The sequence below is a fragment of the Azospirillum himalayense genome (assembly GCF_042657465.1).
Classification (GTDB): domain Bacteria; phylum Pseudomonadota; class Alphaproteobacteria; order Azospirillales; family Azospirillaceae; genus Azospirillum; species Azospirillum himalayense.
In genome coordinates, this window is sequence record NZ_JBHSLC010000007.1 from 120,494 (window position 1) to 144,552 (window position 24,059).

General features: G+C 68.3%; 26 protein-coding genes. 19 read left to right on the top strand and 7 right to left on the bottom strand.

Features of this window, described 5'->3' with window-relative positions:
• The first annotated feature begins 54 nt into the window (after positions 1-54).
• The gene (gene nhaA / locus ACFPMG_RS05520) at positions 55-1,281 is read left to right on the top strand and encodes a Na+/H+ antiporter NhaA (RefSeq protein ID WP_376994208.1); all 1,227 of its coding nucleotides are present in this window, start codon (positions 55-57) and stop codon (positions 1,279-1,281) included.
• A 75-nt stretch (positions 1,282-1,356) separates the two neighbouring features.
• Here the strand turns inward: nhaA and ACFPMG_RS05525 are convergent, their stop codons facing one another.
• Positions 1,357-2,562, bottom strand: coding sequence for an aspartate transaminase (locus ACFPMG_RS05525; RefSeq protein WP_103040243.1), 1,206 nt, complete (start codon positions 2,560-2,562; stop codon positions 1,357-1,359).
• A gap of 263 nt (positions 2,563-2,825) precedes the next feature.
• Here ACFPMG_RS05525 and ACFPMG_RS05530 point away from each other — a divergent pair, with 263 nt between their 5' ends.
• A complete protein-coding gene (locus ACFPMG_RS05530) occupies positions 2,826-3,254 on the top strand; it encodes a c-type cytochrome (protein ID WP_376994209.1) in 429 nt (142 codons plus the stop codon).
• Positions 3,255-3,317: 63 nt separating this feature from the next.
• On the opposite strand, the gene ACFPMG_RS05535 is transcribed toward ACFPMG_RS05530, so the two are convergent.
• Complete coding sequence (locus ACFPMG_RS05535; protein WP_376994211.1) at positions 3,318-4,025, bottom strand: cytochrome b/b6 domain-containing protein; 708 nt, start codon at positions 4,023-4,025, stop codon at positions 3,318-3,320.
• A 213-nt stretch (positions 4,026-4,238) separates the two neighbouring features.
• Between ACFPMG_RS05535 and ACFPMG_RS05540 the strand changes: the two genes are divergently transcribed.
• The 13 genes from ACFPMG_RS05540 (at position 4,239) to ACFPMG_RS05600 (ending at position 16,006) form a co-directional block, all read left to right on the top strand.
• A complete protein-coding gene (locus tag ACFPMG_RS05540; RefSeq protein ID WP_035675610.1) occupies positions 4,239-4,478 on the top strand; it encodes a DUF4170 domain-containing protein in 240 nt (79 codons plus the stop codon).
• A 62-nt stretch (positions 4,479-4,540) separates the two neighbouring features.
• Entirely contained in the window at positions 4,541-5,056 is a 516-nt protein-coding gene (locus tag ACFPMG_RS05545; RefSeq protein WP_376994213.1) for a metallophosphoesterase family protein, read from the top strand.
• Between the two features lie 342 nt (positions 5,057-5,398).
• The gene (locus tag ACFPMG_RS05550; RefSeq protein ID WP_376994215.1) at positions 5,399-6,025 is read left to right on the top strand and encodes a malonic semialdehyde reductase; all 627 of its coding nucleotides are present in this window, start codon (positions 5,399-5,401) and stop codon (positions 6,023-6,025) included.
• Between the two features lie 65 nt (positions 6,026-6,090).
• Positions 6,091-6,897: an HAD family hydrolase gene (locus ACFPMG_RS05555; protein ID WP_376994217.1), complete on the top strand. Its 807-nt coding sequence runs from the start codon at positions 6,091-6,093 to the stop codon at positions 6,895-6,897.
• A gap of 17 nt (positions 6,898-6,914) precedes the next feature.
• Entirely contained in the window at positions 6,915-7,811 is an 897-nt protein-coding gene (locus tag ACFPMG_RS05560; RefSeq protein WP_376994220.1) for a LysR substrate-binding domain-containing protein, read from the top strand.
• A gap of 123 nt (positions 7,812-7,934) precedes the next feature.
• Positions 7,935-8,744 carry an ABC transporter permease subunit gene (locus ACFPMG_RS05565; protein ID WP_376994221.1) on the top strand — a complete coding sequence of 270 codons (810 nt, stop codon included), beginning with the start codon at positions 7,935-7,937 and terminating at the stop codon, positions 8,742-8,744.
• 6 nt (positions 8,745-8,750) lie between these two features.
• Positions 8,751-9,599 (top strand): ABC transporter ATP-binding protein, encoded by an 849-nt coding sequence (locus ACFPMG_RS05570; RefSeq protein WP_376994222.1) that lies wholly within the window; start codon positions 8,751-8,753, stop codon positions 9,597-9,599.
• 26 nt (positions 9,600-9,625) lie between these two features.
• Complete coding sequence (locus ACFPMG_RS05575; RefSeq protein ID WP_376994224.1) at positions 9,626-10,660, top strand: ABC transporter substrate-binding protein; 1,035 nt, start codon at positions 9,626-9,628, stop codon at positions 10,658-10,660.
• Positions 10,661-10,714: 54 nt separating this feature from the next.
• Complete coding sequence (locus tag ACFPMG_RS05580; RefSeq protein WP_376994225.1) at positions 10,715-11,875, top strand: LLM class flavin-dependent oxidoreductase; 1,161 nt, start codon at positions 10,715-10,717, stop codon at positions 11,873-11,875.
• A 7-nt stretch (positions 11,876-11,882) separates the two neighbouring features.
• A complete protein-coding gene (locus ACFPMG_RS05585; protein WP_376994226.1) occupies positions 11,883-12,848 on the top strand; it encodes a D-isomer specific 2-hydroxyacid dehydrogenase family protein in 966 nt (321 codons plus the stop codon).
• A 27-nt stretch (positions 12,849-12,875) separates the two neighbouring features.
• Positions 12,876-13,661 carry a class II aldolase/adducin family protein gene (locus ACFPMG_RS05590; RefSeq protein WP_174449761.1) on the top strand — a complete coding sequence of 262 codons (786 nt, stop codon included), beginning with the start codon at positions 12,876-12,878 and terminating at the stop codon, positions 13,659-13,661.
• Positions 13,662-13,737: 76 nt separating this feature from the next.
• Positions 13,738-14,733 carry an ABC transporter substrate-binding protein gene (locus tag ACFPMG_RS05595; protein WP_376994228.1) on the top strand — a complete coding sequence of 332 codons (996 nt, stop codon included), beginning with the start codon at positions 13,738-13,740 and terminating at the stop codon, positions 14,731-14,733.
• Positions 14,734-14,779: 46 nt separating this feature from the next.
• A complete protein-coding gene (locus tag ACFPMG_RS05600) occupies positions 14,780-16,006 on the top strand; it encodes an acyl-CoA dehydrogenase family protein (protein ID WP_376994229.1) in 1,227 nt (408 codons plus the stop codon).
• A 64-nt stretch (positions 16,007-16,070) separates the two neighbouring features.
• Here ACFPMG_RS05600 and ACFPMG_RS05605 read toward each other — a convergent pair whose 3' ends face one another.
• The gene (locus ACFPMG_RS05605; RefSeq protein WP_376994230.1) at positions 16,071-16,313 is read right to left on the bottom strand and encodes an EAL domain-containing protein; all 243 of its coding nucleotides are present in this window, start codon (positions 16,311-16,313) and stop codon (positions 16,071-16,073) included.
• A 183-nt stretch (positions 16,314-16,496) separates the two neighbouring features.
• Between ACFPMG_RS05605 and ACFPMG_RS05610 the strand changes: the two genes are divergently transcribed.
• The 4 genes from ACFPMG_RS05610 to ACFPMG_RS05625 all read left to right on the top strand — a co-directional run bounded on the left by ACFPMG_RS05610 (position 16,497) and on the right by ACFPMG_RS05625 (position 20,544).
• Entirely contained in the window at positions 16,497-17,651 is a 1,155-nt protein-coding gene (locus ACFPMG_RS05610) for a glutathione-independent formaldehyde dehydrogenase (protein ID WP_376994231.1), read from the top strand.
• 76 nt (positions 17,652-17,727) lie between these two features.
• Complete coding sequence (locus ACFPMG_RS05615; protein ID WP_376994233.1) at positions 17,728-18,057, top strand: FmdB family zinc ribbon protein; 330 nt, start codon at positions 17,728-17,730, stop codon at positions 18,055-18,057.
• Between the two features lie 61 nt (positions 18,058-18,118).
• On the top strand, positions 18,119-19,354 hold the full coding sequence (locus ACFPMG_RS05620) for an NADH:flavin oxidoreductase (RefSeq protein WP_376994234.1): 1,236 nt from the start codon (positions 18,119-18,121) through the stop codon (positions 19,352-19,354).
• Positions 19,355-19,707: 353 nt separating this feature from the next.
• Positions 19,708-20,544, top strand: coding sequence for a DUF4344 domain-containing metallopeptidase (locus ACFPMG_RS05625; RefSeq protein ID WP_376994235.1), 837 nt, complete (start codon positions 19,708-19,710; stop codon positions 20,542-20,544).
• A gap of 141 nt (positions 20,545-20,685) precedes the next feature.
• Here the strand turns inward: ACFPMG_RS05625 and ACFPMG_RS05630 are convergent, their stop codons facing one another.
• From ACFPMG_RS05630 to ACFPMG_RS05645, 4 genes are all read right to left on the bottom strand, one after another.
• Positions 20,686-20,865 (bottom strand): hypothetical protein, encoded by a 180-nt coding sequence (locus tag ACFPMG_RS05630; protein ID WP_376994236.1) that lies wholly within the window; start codon positions 20,863-20,865, stop codon positions 20,686-20,688.
• A gap of 104 nt (positions 20,866-20,969) precedes the next feature.
• On the bottom strand, positions 20,970-21,497 hold the full coding sequence (locus tag ACFPMG_RS05635; protein WP_376994237.1) for a hypothetical protein: 528 nt from the start codon (positions 21,495-21,497) through the stop codon (positions 20,970-20,972).
• 100 nt (positions 21,498-21,597) lie between these two features.
• A complete protein-coding gene (gene adhP, locus ACFPMG_RS05640; RefSeq protein WP_376994238.1) occupies positions 21,598-22,620 on the bottom strand; it encodes an alcohol dehydrogenase AdhP in 1,023 nt (340 codons plus the stop codon).
• The gene (locus ACFPMG_RS05645) at positions 22,605-23,684 is read right to left on the bottom strand and encodes a basic amino acid/polyamine antiporter (RefSeq protein ID WP_376994239.1); all 1,080 of its coding nucleotides are present in this window, start codon (positions 23,682-23,684) and stop codon (positions 22,605-22,607) included. The genes adhP and ACFPMG_RS05645 overlap by 16 nt, the downstream gene beginning before the upstream one ends.
• Between the last annotated feature and the right edge of the window lie 375 nt (positions 23,685-24,059).

Consider the following 24,059-nt stretch of genomic DNA (forward strand, 5'->3'; position numbering starts at 1 on the left):
CCCACGTGTCAGCCGACCGAATTAATTGACCGTATACGAAAGGAATGGCGCGCCATGGATGCTCACAGGCAACCCGCCGGCCGGCGCCCGGCAGCCTTCATCAAGGAGTTCATGAGCAACGAGGCCTCGGGCGGCATCCTGCTGATGGTCGCCGCGGCGCTGGCTCTGGTGGTGGCGAACTCTCCCTTGTCCGCCGCCTATTTCGACACGCTCCACACTTACGTCCTGGGGCTCAGCATCGGCCATTGGATCAACGACGGGCTGATGGCGATCTTCTTCCTGCTGGTCGGGCTGGAGATCAAGCGGGAGATGCTGGACGGCCAGCTCTCCACCTGGTCGTGCCGCATCCTGCCGGGCGTCGCCGCGGCGGGCGGCATGCTGGTGCCGGCGCTGGTCTATCTCGCCTTCAACGCCGGCAACCCGGTCACGGTCAACGGCTGGGCAATCCCGGCGGCAACCGACATCGCCTTCGCGCTCGGCGTGCTGTCGCTGCTCGGGCCGCGCGTTCCGGTCTCGCTCAAGATCTTCCTGACGGCCCTGGCGATCATCGACGACCTGGGCGCGGTCATCATCATCGCCTTGTTCTACACCGCCGACCTGTCCCTGCCCGCGCTCGGCGTGGCGGCGCTGCTCCTGGCGGCGCTGATCGGCCTCAACCGGTTCGGCGTGCGCAGCCTCCTGCCCTATCTGGTCCTCGGCGCGGGCCTGTGGGGCGCGGTCCTGCTGTCGGGCGTGCACGCGACGCTGGCCGGCGTGACGCTGGCCCTGACCATCCCGCTGCATCCCGCCTCCGGCGTGGCGGCGGGCCCGCAAGCGCCGCTGCTCCGGCTGGAGCACGCCATCCACCCCTGGGTGGCTTTCCTGATCGTTCCGGTCTTCGGCTTTGCCAACGCAGGCGTGTCCTTCGCCGGGATGGACGCCTCGATCCTCACCGGCTCGCTGCCGCTGGGCATCGCGCTCGGCCTGTTCCTCGGCAAGATGGTCGGCGTGTTCGGCACCGCCTGGCTGACCATCCGGCTGGGCTTCGCGAACATGCCGGCCGGCGCCAACACCGCGCAGCTCTACGGCGTCGCCCTGCTGTGCGGCATCGGCTTCACCATGAGCCTGTTCATCGGCGCGCTAGCCTTCCCGACCTCGCCGGAGCTGGGCGACGCGGTGAAGGTGGGCGTCTTCGCCGGGTCGATCCTGTCGGCGACGGCGGGCGCTTTGGTCCTTCGGCTGGTGTCGGCCAAGGACGCCGCCCCGGCACTGACGGCCGCGGGCGCCGACCGCGGCGCGTAAAACGAAAGCACACAAACGAAAAGAGGGGGCCTTCCGGCCCCCTCTTCCTTTTTCACCGGTCGCAAATGCCGGAGATCAGTCCCTCAGATTGCCGCAGGCGCGCTGGATGCGCTTGCAGGCCTCTTCCAGGGCCTCGGTGCTGGTCGCGTAGGAGATGCGGAAGTGCGGGGCGAGGCCGAAGGCCGAACCCTGGACCACCGCAACGCCTTCCGACTCCAGCAGGTAGGTGACGAAGTCCTCGTCGGTCTCGATCACCTTGCCGTCCGGCGTCGTCTTGCCGATGGTGCCGGCGCAGGACGGGTAGACGTAGAAGGCGCCTTCCGGCTTCGGGCAGGAGATGCCCTTGGCCTGGTTCAGCATCGACACCACCAGATCGCGGCGCTGGGCGAACACCGCGGCGCGCTCCGCGATGAAGTCCTGCGGACCGTTCAGCGCCTCGACGGCGGCGGCCTGGGCGATCGAGGTCGGGTTGGAGGTCGACTGGCTCTGGATCACGCCCATCGCCTTGATCAGCGCCTTCGGGCCGCCGGCGTAGCCGATGCGCCAACCGGTCATGGCGTAGGACTTCGACACGCCGTTGACGGTCAGCGTGCGGTCGTACAGTGCCGGCTCGACCTGGGCCGGGGTCACGAACTCGATGCCGTCGTAGAGCAGGTGCTCATACATGTCGTCGGTCATCACCCAGACCTGCGGGTGCTTCACCAGCACGTCGGTCAGGGCCTTCATCTCGTCGCGCGTGTAGGCCGCACCCGACGGGTTGGACGGGGAGTTCAGGATCAGCCACTTGGTCTTCGGCGTGATCGCCTTCTCCAGGTCGGCGGGCTGCAGCTTGAAGCCCTGCTCAGCCGGGCAGGAGACGAAGACCGGCGTGCCTTCGGCCAGTTCCACCATGTCCGGGTAGGACACCCAGTAGGGGGCCGGGATGATGACCTCGTCGCCGGCGTTCAGCGTCGCCATCAGGGCGTTGTACAGCACCTGCTTGCCGCCGACGCCGACCGTGATCTGGTCGGGCGCGTAGGTCAGGCCGTTCTCGCGCTCGAACTTGGCGCAGATGGCCTTCTTCAGCGCGGGCGTGCCGTCCACGGCCGTGTACTTGGTGTCGCCGGCCTGGATGGCCTTGATGGCGGCGTCCTTGATGTTGTCGGGGGTGTCGAAGTCCGGCTCGCCGGCGCCGAGGCCGATGACGTCGCGACCGGCCGCCGCAAGCTCGCGGGCTTTCTGGGTGACGGCAATGGTCGGCGAGGGCTTGATGCGCGACAGACGGGACGCGATGATCGACATGGCGTACTGGCCCCTATGACGAAGGTGGCGGAAGGTTGGGGTGAGAACTTGGTATGACCGCGCGAACGCGACGCGGGACCTTACTTCCGCCTTATTGCTCTTGCAAGCCGATCACTCCCCGAGCGGAGCGGTTTCCCGGCAGGCGGGCGCGCCGTTCGGTGCAAAGGCCGGATGCTGCACCGCACAGGCCCGGCTTGACAGCCCGCGCCGCGGACGGGGTATCTTACCTCTTTCTAATCAATTCCATCATCCGGAGGATCTGCATGCTCACCCGCGTCACGCTGGCCGCCACGGCCGCCCTGCTCCTCGTCGGCAGCACGGCGATGGCCCAGGATTCGATCAAGGCGCGCAAGGACGGTTTCCAGACCAGCAAGAACGCGATGGCCGAGATCAAGGACCTGCTGGGGAGCGACAAGGTCGCCCAGGTCGGCCCGGCCGCCCAGCGCATGAGCGCCTTCGCCGCCCAGATCCCCACCCTGTTCCCGGCGGGCAGCGACAAGGGCGACACCAAGGCCAAGGCCGACATCTGGGCGAACAACGCCGACTTCACCGCCAAGGCCCAGGCCTACGAGGCGGCCGCCAAGGGGCTGGAAGCCGCCGCCGCCTCCGGCGACAAGGCCGCCACCGCCAAGCAGTTCGCCGCCGTGGGCGGCGCCTGCAAGGCCTGTCACGAGCGCTACCGCGCCGACTGATCCGGCCGGTCCGCAAACACGTCCTTCCCCGCCGAGCGTGGGGAAGGACCCTTGCGGCGGGCCTCAGCCCGCCTGCACCACCGCCGCCACCAGACCCGCCGCCGCCGCCAGCACCGCCAGGGCCAGAGTGGCCGGACGGCGCTTCGGCGACTCGACCGGCGCATCCGCCGGGATCGCCTTCCGCCCCGTGACCATCGGGCGGATCAGATTGTCCCGCTTGACCAGCAGATAGGCCAGCACGGCCAGCACATGCACGCCGATCAGGATCAGGATTCCGTCGGCCAGGATGCGGTGCAGCGTGCTGAACCCCGCCACGACACTCCCCGATGCCAGAGCCACCAGCGGCCCGTCCACCAGGATGTCATCGGAGGTGAAGAGGCCGGCCACCGCCTGGAGCGTCAGCGCCCCCAGCAGCGCCAGCACCATCAGCCCGCCCATCGGGTTGTGCCCGACGACCGGCGCCGGTTCCTGGCCGCCGCGCCCGGCGCGGAGCATCCCGCGGGCGTAGGCGAGGACGGCGCGCGGCCCCTTCACGAAGTGGCTGAAGCGCGCGGTCTGGCTGCCGACCAGCCCCCAGACCAGCCGGAAGAGCAGGAGCGCCAGGATCGCCTCCCCCGCCAGCATGTGGATGGTCATGCGGTCGGTCTTGGCGGAGACCACCGCGACCGTCACCAGAAGGACCAAGCCCCAATGAAACAGGCGCGTCGGCAAGTCCCAGACCGCCACCTCGCGCCGGGCCTTGGTCCGATTTGTGGTATTACCAACAACCATGAATCACCCCTCGCTTCTTCTGTTCTTCCTTAGACTATGCCCCAAGGCGGCGCCTTTTGCCCAGCTTTCGGAAAAAAAGCGACAATCGTGAGGGAAGGAGGCGGCGCAGCACTGTCATTGCACTTGAAGAAGCGGGCGGACGACGGATATGACGTACTCAAAAATCCGGCCCAACCCCCGTCCCCACCCCATCCCAAAAAGGATGCCCGCGTCATGCCCGACAAGCAGCTTCTCCACCTCGTCTTCGGCGGCGAACTCGTCCGTCCCGATTCCGACCAGTTCGTCGACCCGACGAAGGTCCATATCGTGGGCATCTTCCCCAACTACGACGAGGCGTACAAGGCGTGGCGCGGCGCCACCGGGATGACCATCGACGACGCCCACACCCGCTACTTCATCGTGCACCTGCACCGCCTGCTCGATCCGTCGGCGGACGGGCACAAGCACGATTGACGGCCGGCCGCAACCGGCGGCGCGGGGAACCCTCCGCGCCGCCGCTGCGTTGAGGACCCCCGATGGCGGTCTTCTTCACCAGCGACACGCATTTCGGCCACGCCGGCGCGCTCAGCCGCTTCCGCCGCCCCTTTGCGTCGGTCGCGGACATGGACGAGGCCATGGCGGCCAACTGGAACGCCACGGTCGGTCCGGACGACGAGGTCTGGCACCTCGGCGACTTCGCCCTGCACCGCAAGCCGGACGCGATGGCGGCGCTCCTGGAGCGCCTGCACGGCACCAAGCACCTGATCACCGGCAACAACGACGGCCCCGCCACCCTGGCCCTGCCCGGCTGGGCGAGCGTGCAGCCCTACACGGAACTGCTGCTGGACGAGCGGCGGCTGGTGCTGTGCCATTACGCCTTCCGCACCTGGAACGGCATGTACAAGGGTGCGCTGAACCTGCACGGCCACAGCCACGGCCAGTTGAAGGGCATGCCCCGGCAAATCGACGTCGGCGTGGATGTGTGGGATTTCCGCCCGGTCACCGTCCGCGAGATCCTGGCCTCGCGGCAGCGGACGAAGAAACGGGAATAGTCCACGCGACACCCGCCGTTGCCGTCCGCAAGGAAAGGCCGACGCAGCGGCTTGTTGAGAAAAGACGCTCATTCCTGTCCTGCTGCCCTGTCCTCCTGCCCTGCCCTCCTGCCCTGCCCTCCCGCGATGCCCGCGCCCCGTCCGCGTCGCGGAATCGTCGAAAACCTCATCCGGGACGAAGCGCGCGCTTGACGTCGGGCATAAATACTATTTTTCTATAGGGAATATGTATTATAAATACAGACACGATTCGTTGTTACGAAGCGCCGCGGTCCTCCCGGCGCCGCTGGCCGCCCTGCCCTGACCCGACCGCACCCTTTCTCCCAGACGGAGCCTCGCTTCATGCCGGACACCCTCGTTTCCGCCGAATCTTCCATTGCCGGTCTTCCGGACGACCTCGTGCCGGCTGCCGAGCGCCTGTTCCTGAACGCCCGCACGCCGCAGTCCTGGTCGGACCGCCCGGTCCCGCTGGAGACGCTGCACCGCCTTTACGAGCTGGTCCGGCTGGCGCCGACCGCCTTCAACGGCAGTCCGGCGCGTTTCGTCTTCCTGACGACGCCGGAGGCCAAGGAACGGCTGCGCCCGGCGCTGAGCCGCGGGAACCTGTCCAAGCTGGCCGCCGGAGTCATTGCCATCGTCGCCTACGACCGCCGCTTCACCGAACATCTGCCGGTGCTGAGCCCGCATTTCGACCCGACGCCGCTGTTCACCAACGATCCCGCCCTGACGGAGGCAACCGCCTTCCGCAGCGGCACGCTCCAGGCCGGCTACCTGATCCTGGCCGCCCGGCTGCTGGGGCTGGACGCCGGGCCGATGTCGGGGTTCGACGCCGACGCGGTGGACCGGGAGTTCTTCCCCGACTTGCGCCTGCACGCCAACATCCTCGTGGCGCTCGGCCATGCCGAGGGGCCGCCGGCCCGTCCCCGCGCACCGCGCCTGGACCTGTCCCAGGCCGTGACGATCCTGTGAGCCAACCGCGGTACGAGGGCGCACGCCATGACCGTTCCCACCGGGGTGCGGCGCCCGGAGAAGGCGTGAGCCCCCCTGCCGTCTTGCGCCCGCTGGCGCAGGCGCCCGCGGCGGACCTCGCCCGCGTGCGCTTCGTGCTGACCGACATGGACGACACGCTGACCCACCGGGGCCGCCTGTCCGCCCGCACCTACGACGCCATCGAGCGGTTGCGGGACGCCGGGCTTCCGGTGCTGCCGGTGACCGCCGCCCCCGCCGGCTGGGCCGACCAGATGGCCCGCATGTGGCCGGTGGACGGGGTGATCGCCGAAAACGGCGGCCTGTTCCTGCGCCGCACCCCGGACGGCGACGCCGAACGCCGCTTCTGGCACGGGGAGGCGGAGCGGGCGGCGGTCGCGGAACGGCTCGACCGGCTGTCGCACGCCATTCGCGAGGCGTTGCCGGGGGTGGAACCGGCGAGCGACCAGCCCTTCCGCCTGACCAGCCTCGCCTTCCGCGCGCCGGAGGATGCCGGATTGCGGGCGGCCCTGGCCGCGCGCTTTCGGGAGGCCGGGGCGGACGTGACGGTCAATTCGCTGTGGGTGCTGGGCTGGATCGGCGGCTACGACAAGCTGACCATGGCCCGCCGTGTGCTGCGCGAGATCCACGGCCTGGACATCGACGCCGCCGCCGATGCGGTTGCCTACGCCGGCGATTCGCTCAACGACGCGCCGATGTTCGCCCATTTCCCGCTGTCGGTCGGCGTCAGCACGGTGGCCGGCATCCTGCCCGAGCTTCCCGCGCCGCCCGCCTGGATCACCCGCGGACCCGGCGGCGACGGCTTCGTGGAGTTGGCCGACGCGCTGCTGGCCGCCCGCCGCACGGTCCGCTGACGCGCAGCGGGGTCGCGATGCTTCCCACCAACCTCGACATGGACGTGCTGCGGGCGCTGGTCATCGCCATGGAGCATGGCGGGTTTGCCCGCGCCGCCGAGCGGCTGGGCCGCACCCAGTCGGCGATCAGCCTCCAGATGAAGAAGCTGGAGGAGCAGGTCGGCCAGCCGCTGTTCCGCAAGGCGGGCCGCACGGTGGCGCTGACCGACGCCGGGGATCTGCTGCTGGGCTACGCCCGCCGCATCGTCGCCCTGAACGACGAGGCGCTGTCCGCCGCGCGCGGGCGGGCGATGGACGGCACCGTGCGGGTCGGCTTCCCGCAGGATCTGGCGGAACGCTGGCTGCCCGCCGTGCTCGGCTCCTTCCACCGCGCCCATCCGCGCATCCATGTGGAGGCGCAGGTCGGCCGCGGGCGCGAACTGCGCGAGAGGGTCGCGCACGGAGCGCTCGATCTGGCTTTGGCCTTCGGTGAGATCGGCGGCACGCCCGGCATTCCCGGTGCGTCGGCGCTCGCCCATCTGCCGGTGGTCTGGGTGACGCCGAAGGGATTCCGGGGCGATCCGACAGCCTCCTTGCCGCTCGCCCTGCTCGACGCGCCCTGCATGTTCCGCCAGCACGGGATCGAACGGCTGGACGGCGGCGGGCGGCCCTGGCGCATCACCTTCACCAGCCCCAGCCTGTCCGGTTTGTGGGCGGCGGTGGAAGCCGGGCTGGGGGTGACCGTCCGCACCCCGCTGGGCCTGCCGGACACGCTGTCGATCCCCGAACCGGACGGGGCATTGCCGGCGCTCGGCACGGTGCCGCTGGAACTGCACCGCGCGCCGTCCGCGGCCAGCCCCGCGGTGGACCGGCTGTGCGGGATTCTGACCGAGTCCCTGGGCGCGATGCTGGCCGACGCTCGATCGAACAAATAACACTGAATATTCGTTACTTAAGAATTTCTGAACAATCCAATTTGTGTTTTTTGTTTTTCCTATTTCCGCAATAGGAATAGGCTTTTCCCGTAGCGCCAACCCTGGACGGCTTCGGGAGGCATCATGACGGCAGCCACCGCGAAAAAGCCGGGACGTTCGTCCCGCGCCGCCGCGTTCGCGGCGGGCCTGCGCCGCTGCGCGGTGCCTCTGGCCCTGCTGGCGCTGTGGCAGACCAGCGTCGGGCTCGGCTGGATCTCCACCCGGTCCATCCCGTCGCCCACCCAGATCCTGCTGGCCTTCTGGGAACTGACGGCCAGCGGCGAGCTGGCGGTTCATCTGCTGGTGTCGCTGGGCCGGGTCAGCGGCGGGTTGGCCATCGGCGTGTCGGTCGGCACGGTTTGTGCCCTGGTCGCCGGTCTGTCGAAGCGGGGAGAGGACGCGCTGGACGCCCTGCTCCAGATGCTGCGCACCTTGCCCCATCTGGCGCTGGTGCCGCTGTTCATCCTGTGGTTCGGCATCGGCGAGGCGCCGAAGATCGCCCTGGTCGCGCTCGGCTCCGCCTTTCCGATCTACCTGAACCTGTTCGCCGGCATCCGCACCGTGGACGCCAAGGTGGTGGAAGCGGTGTCCACCCTCGGCCTCACCCGGCGGGAGCTGATCGCCCTGGTCATCCTGCCGGGGGCGCTGCCCTCCTTCCTGACCGGCCTGCGCTACGCCCTCGGCGTGGCGTGGCTCAGCCTGGTGGTGGGGGAACAGATCAACGCCTCCAGCGGCATCGGCTATCTGGCGATGACCGCCCGCGACTTCCTGCGCACCGACGTGATCATCGTCGCCCTGATCGTCTACGCCATCCTGGGGCTGCTCGCCGATCTGATCGTCCGGGCGATCGAGCGGTCGGCCCTGGCTTGGCGCCCCGCCTTCATCAAGGAGTGACCCTCCATGAGCCACAGCCTTCCGCAAACCGCCGCTCTCGGGACCGATGCCGTCGTGACGGTGCGCGGCCTGATCCGCGGCTTCGGCAACGGCAACGTGCTGGACGGCCTGTCGCTGGATCTTCAGCCGGGGTCCTTCACCGCCCTGCTGGGCCGGTCCGGCTGCGGCAAGTCCACGCTGCTGCGCACGCTGGCAAAGCTGGACCCGGCGCCGCCCGGCACGGTCACGCTGCCCGACGAGCGCGCCGTGGTGTTCCAGGAACCGCGGCTGGTCCCCTGGATGCCGGTTCTGCGCAACGTCACGCTGGGGCTGCGCCATGCCGACGCGGAAGCCCGCGGCCTCGCCGCCCTGGAGGAGGTCGGGCTGTCCCACCGCAGCCGCGCTTGGCCGCTGACCCTGTCGGGCGGCGAGGCGCAGCGCGCGGCGCTGGCCCGCGCGCTGGTGCGGGAGCCGCGCCTGCTGCTGCTCGACGAGCCCTTCGCGGCGCTCGACGCGTTGACCCGCCTGCGCATGCAGGGGCTGGTCGAAACGCTGTGGCACGCCCACGCCCCGGCGATCCTGCTGGTGACCCACGACGTGGACGAGGCGTTGCTGCTGGCCGACCGCGCCCTGGTGATGGCCGACGGCCGGATCGCCGCCGACATCCCGGTCCCGCTCGCCCGCCCGCGCCGCCACGGCGACCCCGGATTCATCGCGCTGCGCAGCCGCCTGCTCTCCGAACTCGGCATCGACGAGGAGCGTCTCGCCGGGCAGGAGCCGCAGCGCAGCGCGACCGATTCCAGACCGGCGCCGCCCGGCGTGGCCGTGGGCGGCTACGCCCTGCCCGCGGGAGCCGTCGCCGCCCCTTCCCACTGACTCTCAAACCGCGGGACGCCCAGCCCATGCCGTTCGACCCGACCACCGCTTTCGTTTCCCGTTCCCCGTTCGGCATCGGGCGGCGCAGCCTGCTGCGCGGTGCCGCCGGAGCCTGCGGCGCCCTGGCGCTGGGCGGCCTGCCCGCCCCCTCGCGCGCCGCCTCCGGCCCGACGCCGGAAACCGTGCTCCGCATCGCCGACTACAAGGCGTTGGACGGGCTGGCGCTGGAGGCGTCCGGCCAGTTGCCGACACCCTTCCGGTCGCAGTTCGCCGAGTTCGGCTCCGGCAACCTGATCGTGGAGGCGATCAATGCCGGCTCCATCGACGTGGGGTCGAGCAGCGAGATCCCGCCCGCCTTCGGCATCGCCGCCGGGGCGCGCCTGTCCATCGTCGCCGTCGTCAAGGACGATGTGAACTGGCAGGTGGTGCTGGTTCCGCCGGACAGCCCGATCCGCTCGGTCGCCGATCTGAAGGGAAAACGCGTCGGCTATGTCCGCACCACCACCACGCAATACTACCTCGCCAGGATGCTGGGCGAGGTCGGGCTGCGCTTCACCGACATCCAGCCGATCGCCCTGACCCCGGCGGAAGGACAGGCCGCCTTCGAGCAGGGCGCGCTCGATGCCTGGGCGATCTATGGCTATTCCGTGCCCTTCGCCATCAAGAAGGGGGCGCGGGTCCTCGTCACCTCCAACGGCTACCTGTCGGGCAACTACCTGTATCTCGCCTCGCCCGACGCGCTGGCCGAGCCGGGCAAGGCGGCGGCCATCGGGGAGTATTTCCTGCGGCTGCGCCGCGCCTTCGCCTGGCGCGCCGCCCATCTGGAGCGTTGGGCGCAGGTCCATTCCGCGGCCATCGGCGTCTCCGCCGAGATCGACCTGGAAATCCTCCGGAAGAATTCGCGCCAGCGCGACCTTGCCCCGATCACCGACGCCGACGTCGCCTCGGCCCAGAACGTCGCCGACACCTTCCACGAACTGGGCGTGCTGCCCAGGCGGATCGACATCGCCCCGGCCTTCGACCGCCGCTTCAACGACATCCTGTCGCGTCCGCTCAGCTGACCGGACGCACCCCCAATCCCGCCCCATCGCCACGCACTTGAAGGGATCGCCCCCATGACCGTTTCAGCCACCGTTTCAGCCACCGCTTCCGCCACCGCTTCCGCCCACCCGCTGCGCTTCGTCGGCTTCGTCGGCAACCACAATGCGTCGGAGATCATTCCGCGCCAGGGGCCGGTGGTCGACCGCGACTACATCGAGACGGTCGCCAAGGCCCATGAGCTGGGCGGCTTCGACGCGGTGCTCCAGGCCTTCCATTCCGACGCGCCGGACAGCCTCCAGGTCAGCCAGCACATCACCGGCGTGACCGACCGGCTGGGCGTGCTGATCGCCCACCGCCCCGGCTTCCAGGCGCCGACCATCCTGGCCCGCCAGTTCGCCACGCTCGACCAGCTGAGCCGGGGCCGCGTCGCCATCAACGTCATCACCGGGGCCGAGCGCAGCGAGCTGGCGCGCGACGGCAACAGCGTGGACGACAAGGACGACCGCTACGCCCGCACGTCGGAGTTCCTCGACATCGTGCGCGCCGAATGGACCAGCGAGACGCCCTTCGACTACGCGGGCAAATACTACCGCGTCGAGCAGGCCTTCTCGCAGGTGAAGCCCTACAACGCCTCGGGCATCCCGGTGTGGATCGCCGGCGCGTCGCAGGCCGCCATCGACGTGGCGGGGCGCCACGCCGACACCTTCGCCCTGTGGGGCGAGACCCACGAGCAGGTGCGCGAGCTGCTGGGCCGCGTGCGCGCCGCCGTCGCCAAGGCGGGCCGCCCACAGCCGGCCTTCAGCCTGTCGCTGCGCCCGATCCTGGCCGACACCGAGGAGGCCGCCTGGGCCAAGGCCGACGCCATCCACCAGAAGGCCAAGGCGCTGCTGGACAAGACCGGCTTCCGCCGCGGCGATCTGCCCAGCAACGAGGGTGCCCGCCGCCTGATCGCCATCGCCGATGCCGCCGCCGACAAGGGTCATCGCCACGACAAACGGCTGTGGACCGCCATCGCCGGGCTGACCGGGGCCAAGGGCAACTCCACCTCGCTGGTCGGCACGCCGGATCAGGTGGCCGACGCGCTGCTGGACTATTACGACCTCGGCATCACCACCTTCCTGATCCGCGGCTTCGACCCGCTGCCCGACGCCATCGCCTATGGCCGGGAGCTGCTGCCGCGCGTCCGCCAGCTGGTGGCCGAGCGCCGGCAGGCCCAGGCCGTCGCCGCGGAGTAGGGGCGTGGTGGCGGGCCGGTCGCCGGTCGTCCTCAATCAGATCGGCGCCCTGGTGGGGGAGCGGATCGCCGCCCACCCGTCGCGCCCGACGGTGCTGCGGCACGAGGACGGCCGTCCGCCCTGGGACATCCCGGACGGGGTGGAGGTGCTGCTGACGCGCCCGCTGGTCGGCTGGGACGCGGCGCCCGCCGCACGCCCCGCCGGCTGGGGGCGTGGCCTGCGCTGGATACAGTCGGCCTCCACCGGCATGGACGTCTACCCGTCCTGGCTGCTGGACGGGGCGCCGCTGGTCACCTGCGCCCGCGGCGTCTCCGCCGTGCCCATCGCCGAATATGTGCTGGCCGCCGTGCTGGCCTTCGAGAAGCGGCTCGACGCCGTGCGCCTGCGCGGACCGGAGGACTGGCGGCGGGAGACGCTGGGCGGCCTGTCGGGCCGGCGGCTGGGGCTGGCCGGCTTCGGCGCCATCGGACAAGCGGTGGCGGAGCGGGCGCGGGCCTTCGGCCTGTCCATCGGCGCCGTGCGGCGGTCCGGCTGGACCGGGTCGGAGACGGGGCCGGAGGTGGAGCCCTTCGACCGGCTCGAAGACCTCATCGCGGTCAGCGACCATCTGGTGCTGGCCCTGCCGCTGACCGCCGCCACCCGCGGCGTGGTCGGCGCCGATCTGCTGGCGCGGGCCAAGCCGGGGCTGCATCTGGTCAACGTCGCGCGCGGCGCGCTGGTCGATCAGGAGGCGCTGCTGGCTGCCATCGAGGCGGGGCGGATCGCCGGGGCCACCCTGGACGTGACCGAGCCGGAGCCGCTGCCCGCCGGCCATCCCTTCTACCGCCATCCGGCCATCCGCCTGACGCCGCATCTGTCCTGGTCCGCCCCGGACGTCGAGTCTCGGCTGGCCGAACGAATCCTGGCCAATCTGGACGCCTACGCGCGCGGCGCGCCGCTGCGCGACGTGGTGAACGTCCAGGCCGGCTATTGACTCCACCCCTTGAGGAGCCTCCTTCCGATGACCCACATCCAGCCCCGCCCCCGCAAGTTCTGGCCGCCCGTCGATCCGGTCACCCACACCAGCGTCGAGGAGGAGCGGCAGCACCGCAAGCAGCGGCTGGCCGCCACCTTCCGCCTGTTCGGGCGCTACGGCTACGACAAGGGGCTGGCCGGCCACGTCACCGCGCGCGACCCGGAGCATCACGACCGCTTCTGGATCAACCCGCTGGGCCAGCATTTCAGCACCATCCGGGTGTCCGACCTGCATCTGGTGGACATCGACGGCAACGTCCTGCACGGCGACCGCGCCATCAACCAGGCCGGCTTCACCATCCATTCGGCCATCCACCGCTCCCGCCCCGACGTGGTGGCCGCCGCCCACACCCATTCGACCTATGGCAAGGCGTGGTCGTCGCTCGGGCGGCCGCTGGCCCCGCTGAGCCAGGACGCCGCGGCCTTCTACGAGGATCAGGTGATCTTCGACCCCTACACCGGCGTCGTGCTGACCGAGGGCGAAGGCCGGCGGCTGGTCGAGGCGCTGGGCGACCGCAAGCTGGCGATCCTGAAGAACCACGGCCTGCTCACCCTCGGCCCGAGCGTCGAGGCCGCCGCCTGGTGGTTCATCAGCGCCGAGGACGCCGCCCACACCCAGCTTCTGGCGGAGGCCGCCGGCACGCCGCAGCCCATCGACCACGAGACCGCCCTGCTGACCCGCTCGCAGGTCGGCACCCAGCAGGGCGGCGCCTACAACTTCCACCCGCTTTGGGAATGGATCGTCGCGGCGGAGCCCGACCTGCTCGACTGACCTTGAGCCCCTCTCCCGGGGCGGGAGAGGGGATGCCAACCGCCCGCCCCCGTTCCTCCGCAAAGGCTCCCGCACCATGACCGCAACGCCCGCCTTTCCCCTTCTCAGCCGCCGCGGCGTGATCGCCGCCGGCGCCGTGGCGCTCTCCGCGCCCTTCGTCCTGCGCCGCCGCGCGCTGGCGGCGGAGCCGCTCCGCCTGTCCTGGAACGCGGGGGCCGTCTGCTTCTCCGCCGTGCCGCTGGCCTTCAAGCTGGACCTGTTCAGGAAGCATGGGCTGGAGGTCGACCTGATCAACTTCACCGGCTCCACCGACCAGCTTCTGGAGGCCATCGCCACCGCCAAGGCGGACGCCGGGGTCGGCATGGCGCTGCGCTGGCTGAAGCCGCTGGAGCAGGGCTTCGACGTGAAGATATCGGCGGGCCTGCATGGCGGCTGCATGCGGCTGATCGGGTCCAGGGCGGCGGGTGTGAACACCGTGCTCGACCTGCCGGGCAAGACCATCGGCGTCAGCGACATGGCCAGCCCGTCGAAGAACTTCTTCTCCATCGTCCTGTCCAAATTCGGCATCGATCCGGCCAAGGACGTCGAATGGCGCCAGTACCCCGCAGACCTGCTGGGGCTGGCGGTGGAGAAGGGCGAGATCCAGGCGCTGGCCGATGGCGACCCGCTGGTCTGGCGCCACACCCAGGACCCCAATCTCGTGGAGATCACCAACAACGTCTGCGGCGAGTACTCCACCCGCACCTGCTGCCTCGTCGGGGTGCGCGGCAGCCTGCTGCGCGACAACCGCCCGGCGGCCAAGGCGCTGACCGCGGCGCTGATCGAGGCGCAGCACGCCGCCTACGCCGACCCGCGGGCCGCCGCCGCGGCCTATGCCCCCTTCGCCCCGAAATTCCCGGTGGAGGATCTGGAGGCGATGCTGCGCAGCCACGCCCACAACGTCACGCCGGTCGGCGACGCGCTGCGCCAGCAGCTCGCCCTCTACACCGACGAGCTGAAGAGCGTCTCGGTCATCAAGCGCGGGACCGACAGCCAGCGCTTCGCCGGACGCATCACGGTGGACCTCGTCTGACCGCCGTCGCCGTCCAGTTTCCCTTCTCGCAGCGGACCGACCCGACATGCCCCCCGACACGCTCCATGCCGACTTTTCCTTCCAACCCGCGCCCCTCGGCAAGGCCGCCCCCGCCCCGGCGGTGGACGAGGCCGAGATCGCGGCGCTGGCCGCCCGCTTCACCCTTCGCGCCGCGGAGCACGACGCCGCCGCCAGCTTCCCCTTCGAGAATTTCGAATGGCTGCGGGAGGCGGGGCTGCCGGCGCTGGTCGTTCCGGCGCCGCTGGGCGGCAAGGGCGGCGGGCTGAGGGACGCGTTGGCCGTGGTCGGCGGGCTCGCGCGGGGGGAACCGTCCACCGCCCTGGTGCTGGTGCTGCAATACGCCATTCTCAACCAGATCCAGCGCCGCGCCGGCTGGCCGGAGCCTCTGCGCGACCGCATCCTCCGCAGCGCCGCAACCGAGGGCGCCATCATCAACCTGCTGCGGGTCGAGCCGGAACTGGGCACCCCCCACCGCGGCGGCCTGCCGGCCACCGTGGCGCGCCGGGTGCCGGGGGGCTGGCGGATTTCCGGGACCAAGCTCTACTCCACCGGGCTGCCGGTGCTCTCCTGGCTCGGCGTCTGGGCGCGCACGGACGACGAGGAGCCGCTGGTCGGCACCTGGGTGGTGCCGCGCGGCGACGGCCTCGCCGAACAGGGCATCGAAGTGCGCGAAAGCTGGAACCACATCGGCATGCGGGCCAGCGGCAGCCACGAGGTGATCTTCCACGACACCTTCGTTCCCGACGACCATGTCGGCGAACGGCGCCCCGCCGCCGGCTGGACGGTGCCCGACCCGGTTGGCTCCGCCTGGCTGTCCACCCTGTTCAGCGGCGTCTACGACGGCATCGCCCGCTCGGCGCGGGACTGGCTGACCAGCTTCCTGCACGCCCGCAAGCCGACGGCGCTGGGCGGCGCCCCGCTGGCGACCGTGCCCCGCCTTCAGGAGGCGCTGGGTGCCATCGAGGCGCTGCTGCTGACCAACACGGTGCTTCTGCGCTCCCTGTCGGCCTCGGCGGACGTCGGGACCGTCCCGCCGGCCAGCGACAGCTTCCTGATCAAACACACGGTGACCAACAACGCGATCGACGCGGTCGCCAAGGCGCTGGAGATCACCGGCAATCCCGGCCTGTCCCGCGACAACCCCCTGGAACGTCATCACCGCGACGTGCTGTGCGCCCGCGTCCATGCCCCCCAGAACGACATGATCCTGACCGGCGCCGGGCGCGCCGCCCTGGCCCGCTCAGCCCCGTGATCCGGTAAAGATGATCCGGTAAAAGATGGAGGGCACGGCCGGGCGCGCGCCCCGCGTCGATTCCTCAGATCACGAAGTCGCCGCGCTCCTTCCGGCGCCGCGCGTGCTCGGCGGCCAGCCGGTCGAGGGTGTCCGCGGCGGCCTGCGGTGCCTCCGGACGGCCCAGCAGATAGCCCTGGATCAGGGTGCAGCCGTTGGCGGCCGTCCAGGCGCGCTGCTCCGGTGTCTGCACCCCCTCGGCCACCAGGGTCATCGACAGGCTGCGGGCAAGGCCGATGATGGCGCGGTACATCGCCAGATCGGCCATGCGCATCAACTCCTCCACCCGGTTGCCAAGATCGGATGGCGCGAGAGATCGGGGTCCCCTGCAGCGGCGAGCGGGAATCGAGCCGCCCTACGGAAATCCCCTCAGGTAACGACCGGGTGGTCCGACGGCAGACCGCACGACACCCTTCCTATCGCGTATGCGGCTTCAGGTCGGGAGAACGAGATGAGAGCAGTTGTCTATAACGGACCGCGCGATGTTGCGGTGCAGGACGTGCCCGACGCGCGGATCGAGAGACCGACCGACGTGTTGGTGCGGATCACGAGCACCAACATCTGCGGCTCCGACCTGCACATGTATGAGGGCCGGACCGACTTCCCGCGGGGCGGCGTTTTCGGGCACGAGAACCTCGGGCAGGTGGCCGAAGTGGGCGACGCCGTCGATCGGGTGAAGGTCGGGGACTGGGTCGCCATCCCCTTCAACATCGGCTGCGGATTCTGCAAGAACTGCGAGCGCGGCTTGAGCGCGTTCTGCCTGACCACGGCGGATCGAAGCGTCATGCCGAACATGGCCGGCGCCGCGTACGGCTTCGCCGACATGGGACCGTACCGGGGCGGCCAAGCCGACCTTCTGCGCGTTCCCTACGGCGACTACAATTGTCTGAAACTGCCGCCGGACGCGGAGGAGCGGCAGAACGACTATGTGATGCTGGCCGACATCTTCCCGACCGGCTGGCATGTCACCGAGCTCGCCGGACTGCGTCCCGGCGAGTCGGTCGTCATCTATGGGGCCGGGCCGGTCGGCCTCATGGCCGCCCACGCGGCGATGATCAAGGGCGCCTGCATGGTCATGGTCGTCGATCGTCATCCCGACCGCCTGCGCCTTGCAGGCTCGATCGGGGCCCTGCCCATCGACGATTCCAAGGGCTCCCCGGTGGATCAGGTCCTTGAGTTGACGAACGGCATCGGCGCCGACCGCGGCTGCGAGTGCGTCGGCTATCAGGCGCACGATCCGGAGGGCCACGAGCACCCCAACATGACCATGAACAATCTGGTCAAGTCGGTGAAATTCACCGGCGGCATCGGCGTCGTCGGCGTCTACACGCCCCAGGACCCGGCCCCCCAGGACCCTCTCTACAAGCAGGGCGAGATCGTTTTCGACTACGGCCTCTTGTGGTTCAAGGGTCAGACGATCGGCACAGGCCAGTGCAACGTGAAGGCATACAATCGGCAGCTGCGCGACCTCATTTCGACCGGCCGCGCGAAACCGTCCTTCATCATCTCGCATGAGCTGCCGCTGCGTGAGGCGCCAAACGCCTACCAGCACTTCGACGCACGCGACGATGGCTGGACCAAGGTGGTCCTCAAGCCCGCCGCGTGACCAGCCGGGCCGGGCGGGCCGTCGCTCGCCCGGCCTCTCCGCCATCTCGCCGGACGGGCTCGAGCCTGAGGACGTCATGCCGATCTACGACTACGAGTGCGAAGCGTGCGGGCCGTTCACGGCGATGCGGCCCATGGCCCAGTTCCGGGACCCATGCGCCTGCCCGGAATGCGGTGCCGCGGCACCGCGAACCTGTCTCAGCGCACCCGCCATTGCCAGCAGCACCCCGGGTGGCCGCATTGCCCACGATGACGCCGAGCCGGGGGCGACCCATCCGCACCGGGTTTCGGCTGCGCATCCCGCCGGCTGCGGCTGTTGCGTGCGCCGCTTGCCACTGCCAAACGCCCTGTCCGCGGGCGGACGGGTGTTCACGTCGCATGGGCCGGTCCGACGGAGCGGGCAGTAACCAGGGAAGGGTTATCCATGGCAAGCGGCATCGTGGCTGCACAACGCGGCGAAATGGCCGATTGCCGATCCTGCACGACATCGCTTGGGCAACAAGCGTCACGGCGCTCTGTTGGCTAAGACAATCGGCGCAGAGAAAGACCGTGCCCTGGCTTCCACGTCCTCTTTCACAAATCATTGCAGAGGCGATCGTCACCATGAGCGTGGACATCCTCTTCCGCCCGTTTGCCCTGAAGTCGCTGAATCTGAAGAACCGGATCGTCATGGCCCCGATGACCCGGTCCTTTTCGCCGGGCGGCGTGCCGACGGACGATGTGGCCGCCTACTATCGCCGCCGGGCGGAGAACGAGGTCGGCCTGATCCTTTCCGAGGGCACCGTCATCGACCGGCCCACCTCCTCGAACGATCCCAACGTTCCGCGCTTCCATGGAGAGGAAGCGCTGGCCGGTTGGAAGAGGGTCATCGACGGTGTGCACGCGGCGGGGGGCGCGATGGCGCCGCAGATCTGGCACATGGGCGTGATGGCCCCGCACCTGTCCGGCTGGACGCCGGCGCAGCCATTCGAAGGCCCCTCGGGCCTCGTCGTGCCGGGCAAGCCCGGCGGCAACGGCATGAGCGAGCAGGACATCGCGGACACCATCGCCGCCTTCGGCCGCGCCGCGGCGGATGCGAAGCGGCTGGGCTTCGATGCGGTTGAGATCCACGGTGCCCACGGCTACCTGATCGACCAGTTCTTCTGGGCCGGAGTGAACAAGCGGACCGACGCCTTCGGCGGCTCCACCCTGCCGGAACGCAGCCGCTTCGCGGTCGAGGTGGTCAAGGCGGTGCGTGCGGCGGTCGGCGAGAACTTCGCCGTGCTCCTCCGCCTTTCGCAGTGGAAGCAGCAGGATTTCGCGGTGCGCCTCGCCAAGACGCCGGAGGAGATGGAAGCGTGGCTGGCTCCGCTGGCCGACGCGGGCGTCGACATCTTCCACTGTTCGCAGCGGCGTTTCTGGCAGCCGGAATTCGAGGGCTCGGACCTGAACTTCGCCGGCTGGGCCAAGAAGCTGACCGGCAAGGCCACGATCACCGTTGGTTCCGTCGGTCTGTCGGGCGAGTTCATCGCTGCCTTCCAGGGCGAGAGTTCGCAGCCCAGCCCTCTGGATGAATTGCTGCGCCGCTTCGAGCGCGGTGACTTCGACCTCGTCGCCGTCGGCCGGGCCCTGCTCTCCGACCCACAATGGGTCCGGAAGGTTCGCGAAGGACGCATGGAGACGTTGCGCGATTTCACCAAGGAAGCGCTTGCGACCCTGGTGTGACGAGCGGGCCCGGGCCGGGTTGAGGACAGCGCGATCGGTGTCAGCCAAACAACGCCAAGTGGTGCATCCGCTAGTTCGCTGTATCCGCGCTCCAGAACGCTTGGTCGTGCCCCACAGCTCCTACACCACGCCACGGGACACGACCGCGCCGTTGATGGAGCGCATCTCTCGAAGCGCGACCAGAACACGCAAGTCCTGGCCATACAGGCACAGAAAACTCCATGCAACGGTAATTGCCCCTCATGGGTCTACATTTCCTCCGTCAGGATATCTGTACAGCGGTTCGGAGATCATGTTGGATAATGTTTGTGGGTCCGATTAGCGTCCCCTTGGCCGGCAGAGGAGCGCGGCCGATGCGTGCTCATTCACGTTGCACCCGTTTCGCTTACAGGTTTTGCGGCGTTCTTCTGATCGCACTGGCGACCGTTGCCATCGCTTGCCCGGCGGACGCCCGTCCAGGCGATGTCCGGATCGTCTACGCCATGCCGAAGAACCCTTCGCACGCGGCGATTTACCGGACGTTGCAGGAAAAGCGCGTGCTGGAACGCATCCGCGACCGTGTGGAGGGAATCGACCTGCCGCGCGTGCTGACCATCCGGACCGAAGGGTGCGACGGTGAGATCAATGCCTCCTACGAAACCTCCGACGCCACACTGAGCATCTGCTACGAGTATCTCGCCTACATCCAGGAACTCGGACAGAACATCCCACCGGCCGGTGTCAGCGAGGGGCTGACGCCTGCGAACTACATCGTCGGACCCTTTCTGGAGGTCGTGCTTCACGAACTCGCCCACGCCATTTTTGATCTGAAGAAAGTGCCGATCCTGGGCCGTGAGGAGGATGCCGCCGACCAGATCGCCGCCTACACGTTGTTGCAATTGGGCAAGGACGAGGCCCGCCGGGTGATCGCCAGCGTTGCCGTGATGTACGCGAGCGAGGCGAAGGAAGCGCCGACGGAATTGAAGGACTTCGCGAACGAGCACAGCTTGCCTGCCCAACGTTTCTACAACTTGATGTGTATCAGCTATGGTTCCGACCGGAAGAGCTTCGGCGACTTCGTGGAGAAGGGCTATCTGCCGGCCGAACGGGCCGAACTGTGCGAAGAGGAGTACCGGCAGGTCAAGTTTGCCTACGAAAAGCTCGTGGCGCCCCATTTGAGGGGTGTGCGGAAGGCGAACCGCTCCGGGTGAGCATCCGCTCCGGCTTTCCCGCGCTGCAAAGACCAAATGAAGTTTGACCATCCCCGTTTTCCGCGCAGAGGGAATCTGGTCAAGTGGCCTCAAGAGCGCGGTGACAAAAAGCAAAAAATCAATTCCAATGAAAACCCGTCTCTATCGCAGAAGCGGCACGACCATCGGTTTGTTTTCGAGCGGGTGAACATCACTATTATAGCCAAAAATCAGATACCCTGCGATGGCTATTGCCCCAATGACAACAGCCGTTTTTGCTATCAGGATGACGAGGTATTTATACTGGGAATTTTCCATTGTCTTCCTGCGGCTGTGCATCATGTTCATTGTCCCGAGAGAACCGAATGTTTTTTGGAACGCGAGGCGCCCGGACGTTCGCAATTCTTCCTGATCTGCGAACGCCGAAGCCCGTTTGATCCTTTCCGCTAACGCCGACCACCCATCCGACCGCCACCCAGCCTGCCTCCACCAAAGCTGCCGCGATCAAACGAGCCGGTCCGGGTTCCGGCGCCACTTCGATCCGGGCCACCGCCGGACCCCGCCGGGAAGCGCGATGGCCCGGCCGCGGCAGGCGTCACGGAACGGAGCGTCCCATCGCGGACGCGGGTCTGCATGCTGGAAACCACCTGTTGCCGCTTCTCCGCATCCAAGCCGCTCCATGCTTGTTGCACGCGCGCGCGCTCGTCGGCGCTGAAAGCGTTCCACCGGTCACGAATCTGCTCCTTCTCCTCGGGTGAGAGCGTGTCCCACTTCTGCTTGAGCGCGGCCTTCTGCTCGTCGGTCAGCCCGGCGAGGAAGTCCACGTCACCCTCATCGTAGTAGTAGACCCAATCGTCATCATAGAACGGGTAGCCCCAAGGGTCGCTCACATAAGCAACGCTTCCCGATCCGGCACAGCCGGCCAGGACGACGATCCCCAGTGCCCCCGCCAGAAACCCGCGTCGCGACCACATGCCGTTCGTTCCCTTGTTTGCAGGTTGGAACAACGTAAGTCTTGGTCGAAGTCACGAGCGTTCTGCTGGTCATATGGATTGGCTATCATTTGGTGTCTTTTTACATCCGCATGACCACCCGCCCGTCGATCTCGTTGTTGCGCATCCGGCTGAACACGTCGTTGATGTTGTCCAAGTGCTCGACCGAATAGTGAACCTTAACCTTGCCGTCGCCGGCGAACTGGAGGCATTCGGCGAGGTCCAACCGGGTGCCGACAATCGATCCGCGGATCGTCTTCCGCATCAGAACCGTGCTGAAGATGTCCAGTTCGAACGATCCGGGCGGCAGGCCGACGAGAACCATGGTGCCGCGCTTGGCGAGCATGCCGAGCGCCTGGTTGAAGGCATGCCGGGACACGGCGGTGACGAGCACGCCCTGGGCGCCACCGCACAAAGCCTTGACCTCGGCGACCGGATCGGTCGTCTTCGCGTTGATCGCGGCGTCCGCGCCCATGGCACGGGCGAGCGCCAGCTTTTCGTCGGAGATGTCGACGGCGATCACGTCGAGCCCCATGGCCTTCGCGTATTGCACGGCGATGTGGCCGAGTCCGCCGATTCCGGAGATCACAACCGTGTCGCCGGGCTTGGTGTCGGTTTCCTTCAGCCCCTTGTAGACGGTTACGCCGGCGCACAGGAGCGGGGCGGCCATTTCCCAGCCAAGCCTGTCCGGCAGGTGGCCCACATAGTTGGGATCCGCGAGCGTGTACTCCGCGAAGCCGCCGTTGACGGAATAGCCGGTGTTCTGCTGCAGGTCGCACAAGGTTTCCCACCCGGCGAGACACTGCCGGCAGTGCCCGCAGGCCGTGTGCAGCCAGGGAACGCCGACCCGGTCGCCCTCCTTCACCGCGGTCACGCCGGCGCCCACCGCGGCAACGGTGCCGACGCCCTCATGGCCTGGAATGAAGGGCGGGTTCGGCTTCACCGGCCAGTCGCCGTCGGCCGCGTGCAGGTCGGTGTGGCAGACACCCGAGGCTTCGATCTTGACCAGGATCTGGCCCGGACCGACCTCCGGTACCGGAACCTCTTCGATCGACAGCGGCATTTTGAATTGGCGGACCACCGCCGCTTTCATCGTTTTTGCCATGGTTTCCTCCCTTGCCGTGGCTTCCATAGGAACGTTGACGATGTCCTGCATGGCGGCGACGCCGTTGCCGGGCATTCCGGCGCTTTCCGGTTCTTTGGGAAGGTCCCGTCGCGGCCGCAGGTGTAGGGGATCTCCGCGCACAGCAGCGTCCAGGAAAGGAAGGCGCCGCCGACCGAGATCACCAAACCGATGTTGATCAGGGCGGCGCCCCACGGGCCGACGAGGGACTCGAACACGCCCGCCATGGACGGCACCTTGAGGTCGGCGAGTTCGGGTTGCCGCAAGACGCCCGTCGCCAGCAGCGAAACCAGAACGTAGATTCCCAACGCGCCGACGAAACCGATCACGGTCGCCCGCCCGACGTCGGAGCGGCGGGCCGCGCGGGCGGAACAGACGCTGGCGCCTTCGATGCCGATGAACACCCACAGAGTCACCAGCATGGTGCTCTTCACCTGCTCCATGACCGAACCGAGGCCGCCCGTGCCGGACCCGGCGCCGGTTCCCCAGAAATCCACCGTGAAGCGATCCCAATGGAAGCCGACGATGGCCACCAGGACGAACAGGAACAGCGGCACCAGCTTGACGATCGAGGTGACGACGTTCACGAAGGCCGCCTGTTTGATGCCGCTGAGCACGAGCGCGTGGATCAGCCACAGGCACAGCGACGCGCCGACGATGGGGAAGAAGTGGGACAGGGCCGAGAAGATGGCCACCGCGTAGGCCACGTTTCCAAGAAAGGGGCTCAGCCAATAGCCCCAGGCGCTGTTGAAGCCGACGAACGGTCCGAAGCCGGCCTTGGCGTAGGGGCCTGCGTTCAGGCTCGGCTTGCGTACGGCCAGGTTCGGGTACACGAAGGCGAGCATCATCATGCCGATGCCGGTGATCATCCAGCCGATCAGGATGGCACCGGGCGACGCGCCCTTGGACATGTCTGACGGAAGATTGAAAACCCCGCCGCCGATCATCGAGCCGACAACGAGCGCAACGAGTGGCAGCAAGGTCAGCTTGTCTGACTTCTGCGTCTGCGCCACGCCAGCGTCTTTCACCGACACGAGATCGTTCACGTCAACCGTCGTCATCGCCGTCTCTCCGCTGTCTTCGTCTCCCTGCCCTCATCTCCCTGTCGTCAAGAATTTCCTTCAATGAGGCGGGCAATGAGGCGGGCAATGAGGCGAGGCGTCCTCCGCTCCAGCGCCGACCGGTCACGTCCATTGAATGGTCCATTGAATGGCCTTCAAGGAATGGAGACCGGGAATGGAAGTCCCAAACTTGACTGTTCGACGGCCCGTTACATAAGTTCGATACGGTTTCCACGTCGCCATTGCGGCAATTGCATTGTCTTCTAAGGCCTTGACGGGGCAAAAAAGACTTCTGTCACGCCGTGAACAGGGATGTGATACCGTATCCCGACCGATGACTTTTATCGTGTCAAAAGAAAA

Coding starts and splice junctions, on each gene's coding strand:
- ACFPMG_RS05625 (WP_376994235.1), top strand. CDS start 19,708: ATGCGTGCTCATTCACGTTGCACCCGTTTCGCTTACAGGTTTTGCGGC.
- ACFPMG_RS05605 (WP_376994230.1), bottom strand. CDS start 16,313: ATGGCCGATCTGGCGATGTACCGCGCCATCATCGGCCTTGCCCGCAGC.
- ACFPMG_RS05530 (WP_376994209.1), top strand. CDS start 2,826: ATGCTCACCCGCGTCACGCTGGCCGCCACGGCCGCCCTGCTCCTCGTC.
- nhaA (WP_376994208.1), top strand. CDS start 55: ATGGATGCTCACAGGCAACCCGCCGGCCGGCGCCCGGCAGCCTTCATC.
- ACFPMG_RS05610 (WP_376994231.1), top strand. CDS start 16,497: ATGAGAGCAGTTGTCTATAACGGACCGCGCGATGTTGCGGTGCAGGAC.
- ACFPMG_RS05545 (WP_376994213.1), top strand. CDS start 4,541: ATGGCGGTCTTCTTCACCAGCGACACGCATTTCGGCCACGCCGGCGCG.
- ACFPMG_RS05570 (WP_376994222.1), top strand. CDS start 8,751: ATGAGCCACAGCCTTCCGCAAACCGCCGCTCTCGGGACCGATGCCGTC.
- ACFPMG_RS05630 (WP_376994236.1), bottom strand. CDS start 20,865: ATGATGCACAGCCGCAGGAAGACAATGGAAAATTCCCAGTATAAATAC.
- ACFPMG_RS05595 (WP_376994228.1), top strand. CDS start 13,738: ATGACCGCAACGCCCGCCTTTCCCCTTCTCAGCCGCCGCGGCGTGATC.
- ACFPMG_RS05635 (WP_376994237.1), bottom strand. CDS start 21,497: ATGTGGTCGCGACGCGGGTTTCTGGCGGGGGCACTGGGGATCGTCGTC.
- ACFPMG_RS05560 (WP_376994220.1), top strand. CDS start 6,915: ATGCTTCCCACCAACCTCGACATGGACGTGCTGCGGGCGCTGGTCATC.
- ACFPMG_RS05575 (WP_376994224.1), top strand. CDS start 9,626: ATGCCGTTCGACCCGACCACCGCTTTCGTTTCCCGTTCCCCGTTCGGC.
- adhP (WP_376994238.1), bottom strand. CDS start 22,620: ATGGCAAAAACGATGAAAGCGGCGGTGGTCCGCCAATTCAAAATGCCG.
- ACFPMG_RS05535 (WP_376994211.1), bottom strand. CDS start 4,025: ATGGTTGTTGGTAATACCACAAATCGGACCAAGGCCCGGCGCGAGGTG.
- ACFPMG_RS05600 (WP_376994229.1), top strand. CDS start 14,780: ATGCCCCCCGACACGCTCCATGCCGACTTTTCCTTCCAACCCGCGCCC.
- ACFPMG_RS05550 (WP_376994215.1), top strand. CDS start 5,399: ATGCCGGACACCCTCGTTTCCGCCGAATCTTCCATTGCCGGTCTTCCG.
- ACFPMG_RS05590 (WP_174449761.1), top strand. CDS start 12,876: ATGACCCACATCCAGCCCCGCCCCCGCAAGTTCTGGCCGCCCGTCGAT.
- ACFPMG_RS05540 (WP_035675610.1), top strand. CDS start 4,239: ATGCCCGACAAGCAGCTTCTCCACCTCGTCTTCGGCGGCGAACTCGTC.
- ACFPMG_RS05580 (WP_376994225.1), top strand. CDS start 10,715: ATGACCGTTTCAGCCACCGTTTCAGCCACCGCTTCCGCCACCGCTTCC.
- ACFPMG_RS05525 (WP_103040243.1), bottom strand. CDS start 2,562: ATGTCGATCATCGCGTCCCGTCTGTCGCGCATCAAGCCCTCGCCGACC.
- ACFPMG_RS05565 (WP_376994221.1), top strand. CDS start 7,935: ATGACGGCAGCCACCGCGAAAAAGCCGGGACGTTCGTCCCGCGCCGCC.
- ACFPMG_RS05615 (WP_376994233.1), top strand. CDS start 17,728: ATGCCGATCTACGACTACGAGTGCGAAGCGTGCGGGCCGTTCACGGCG.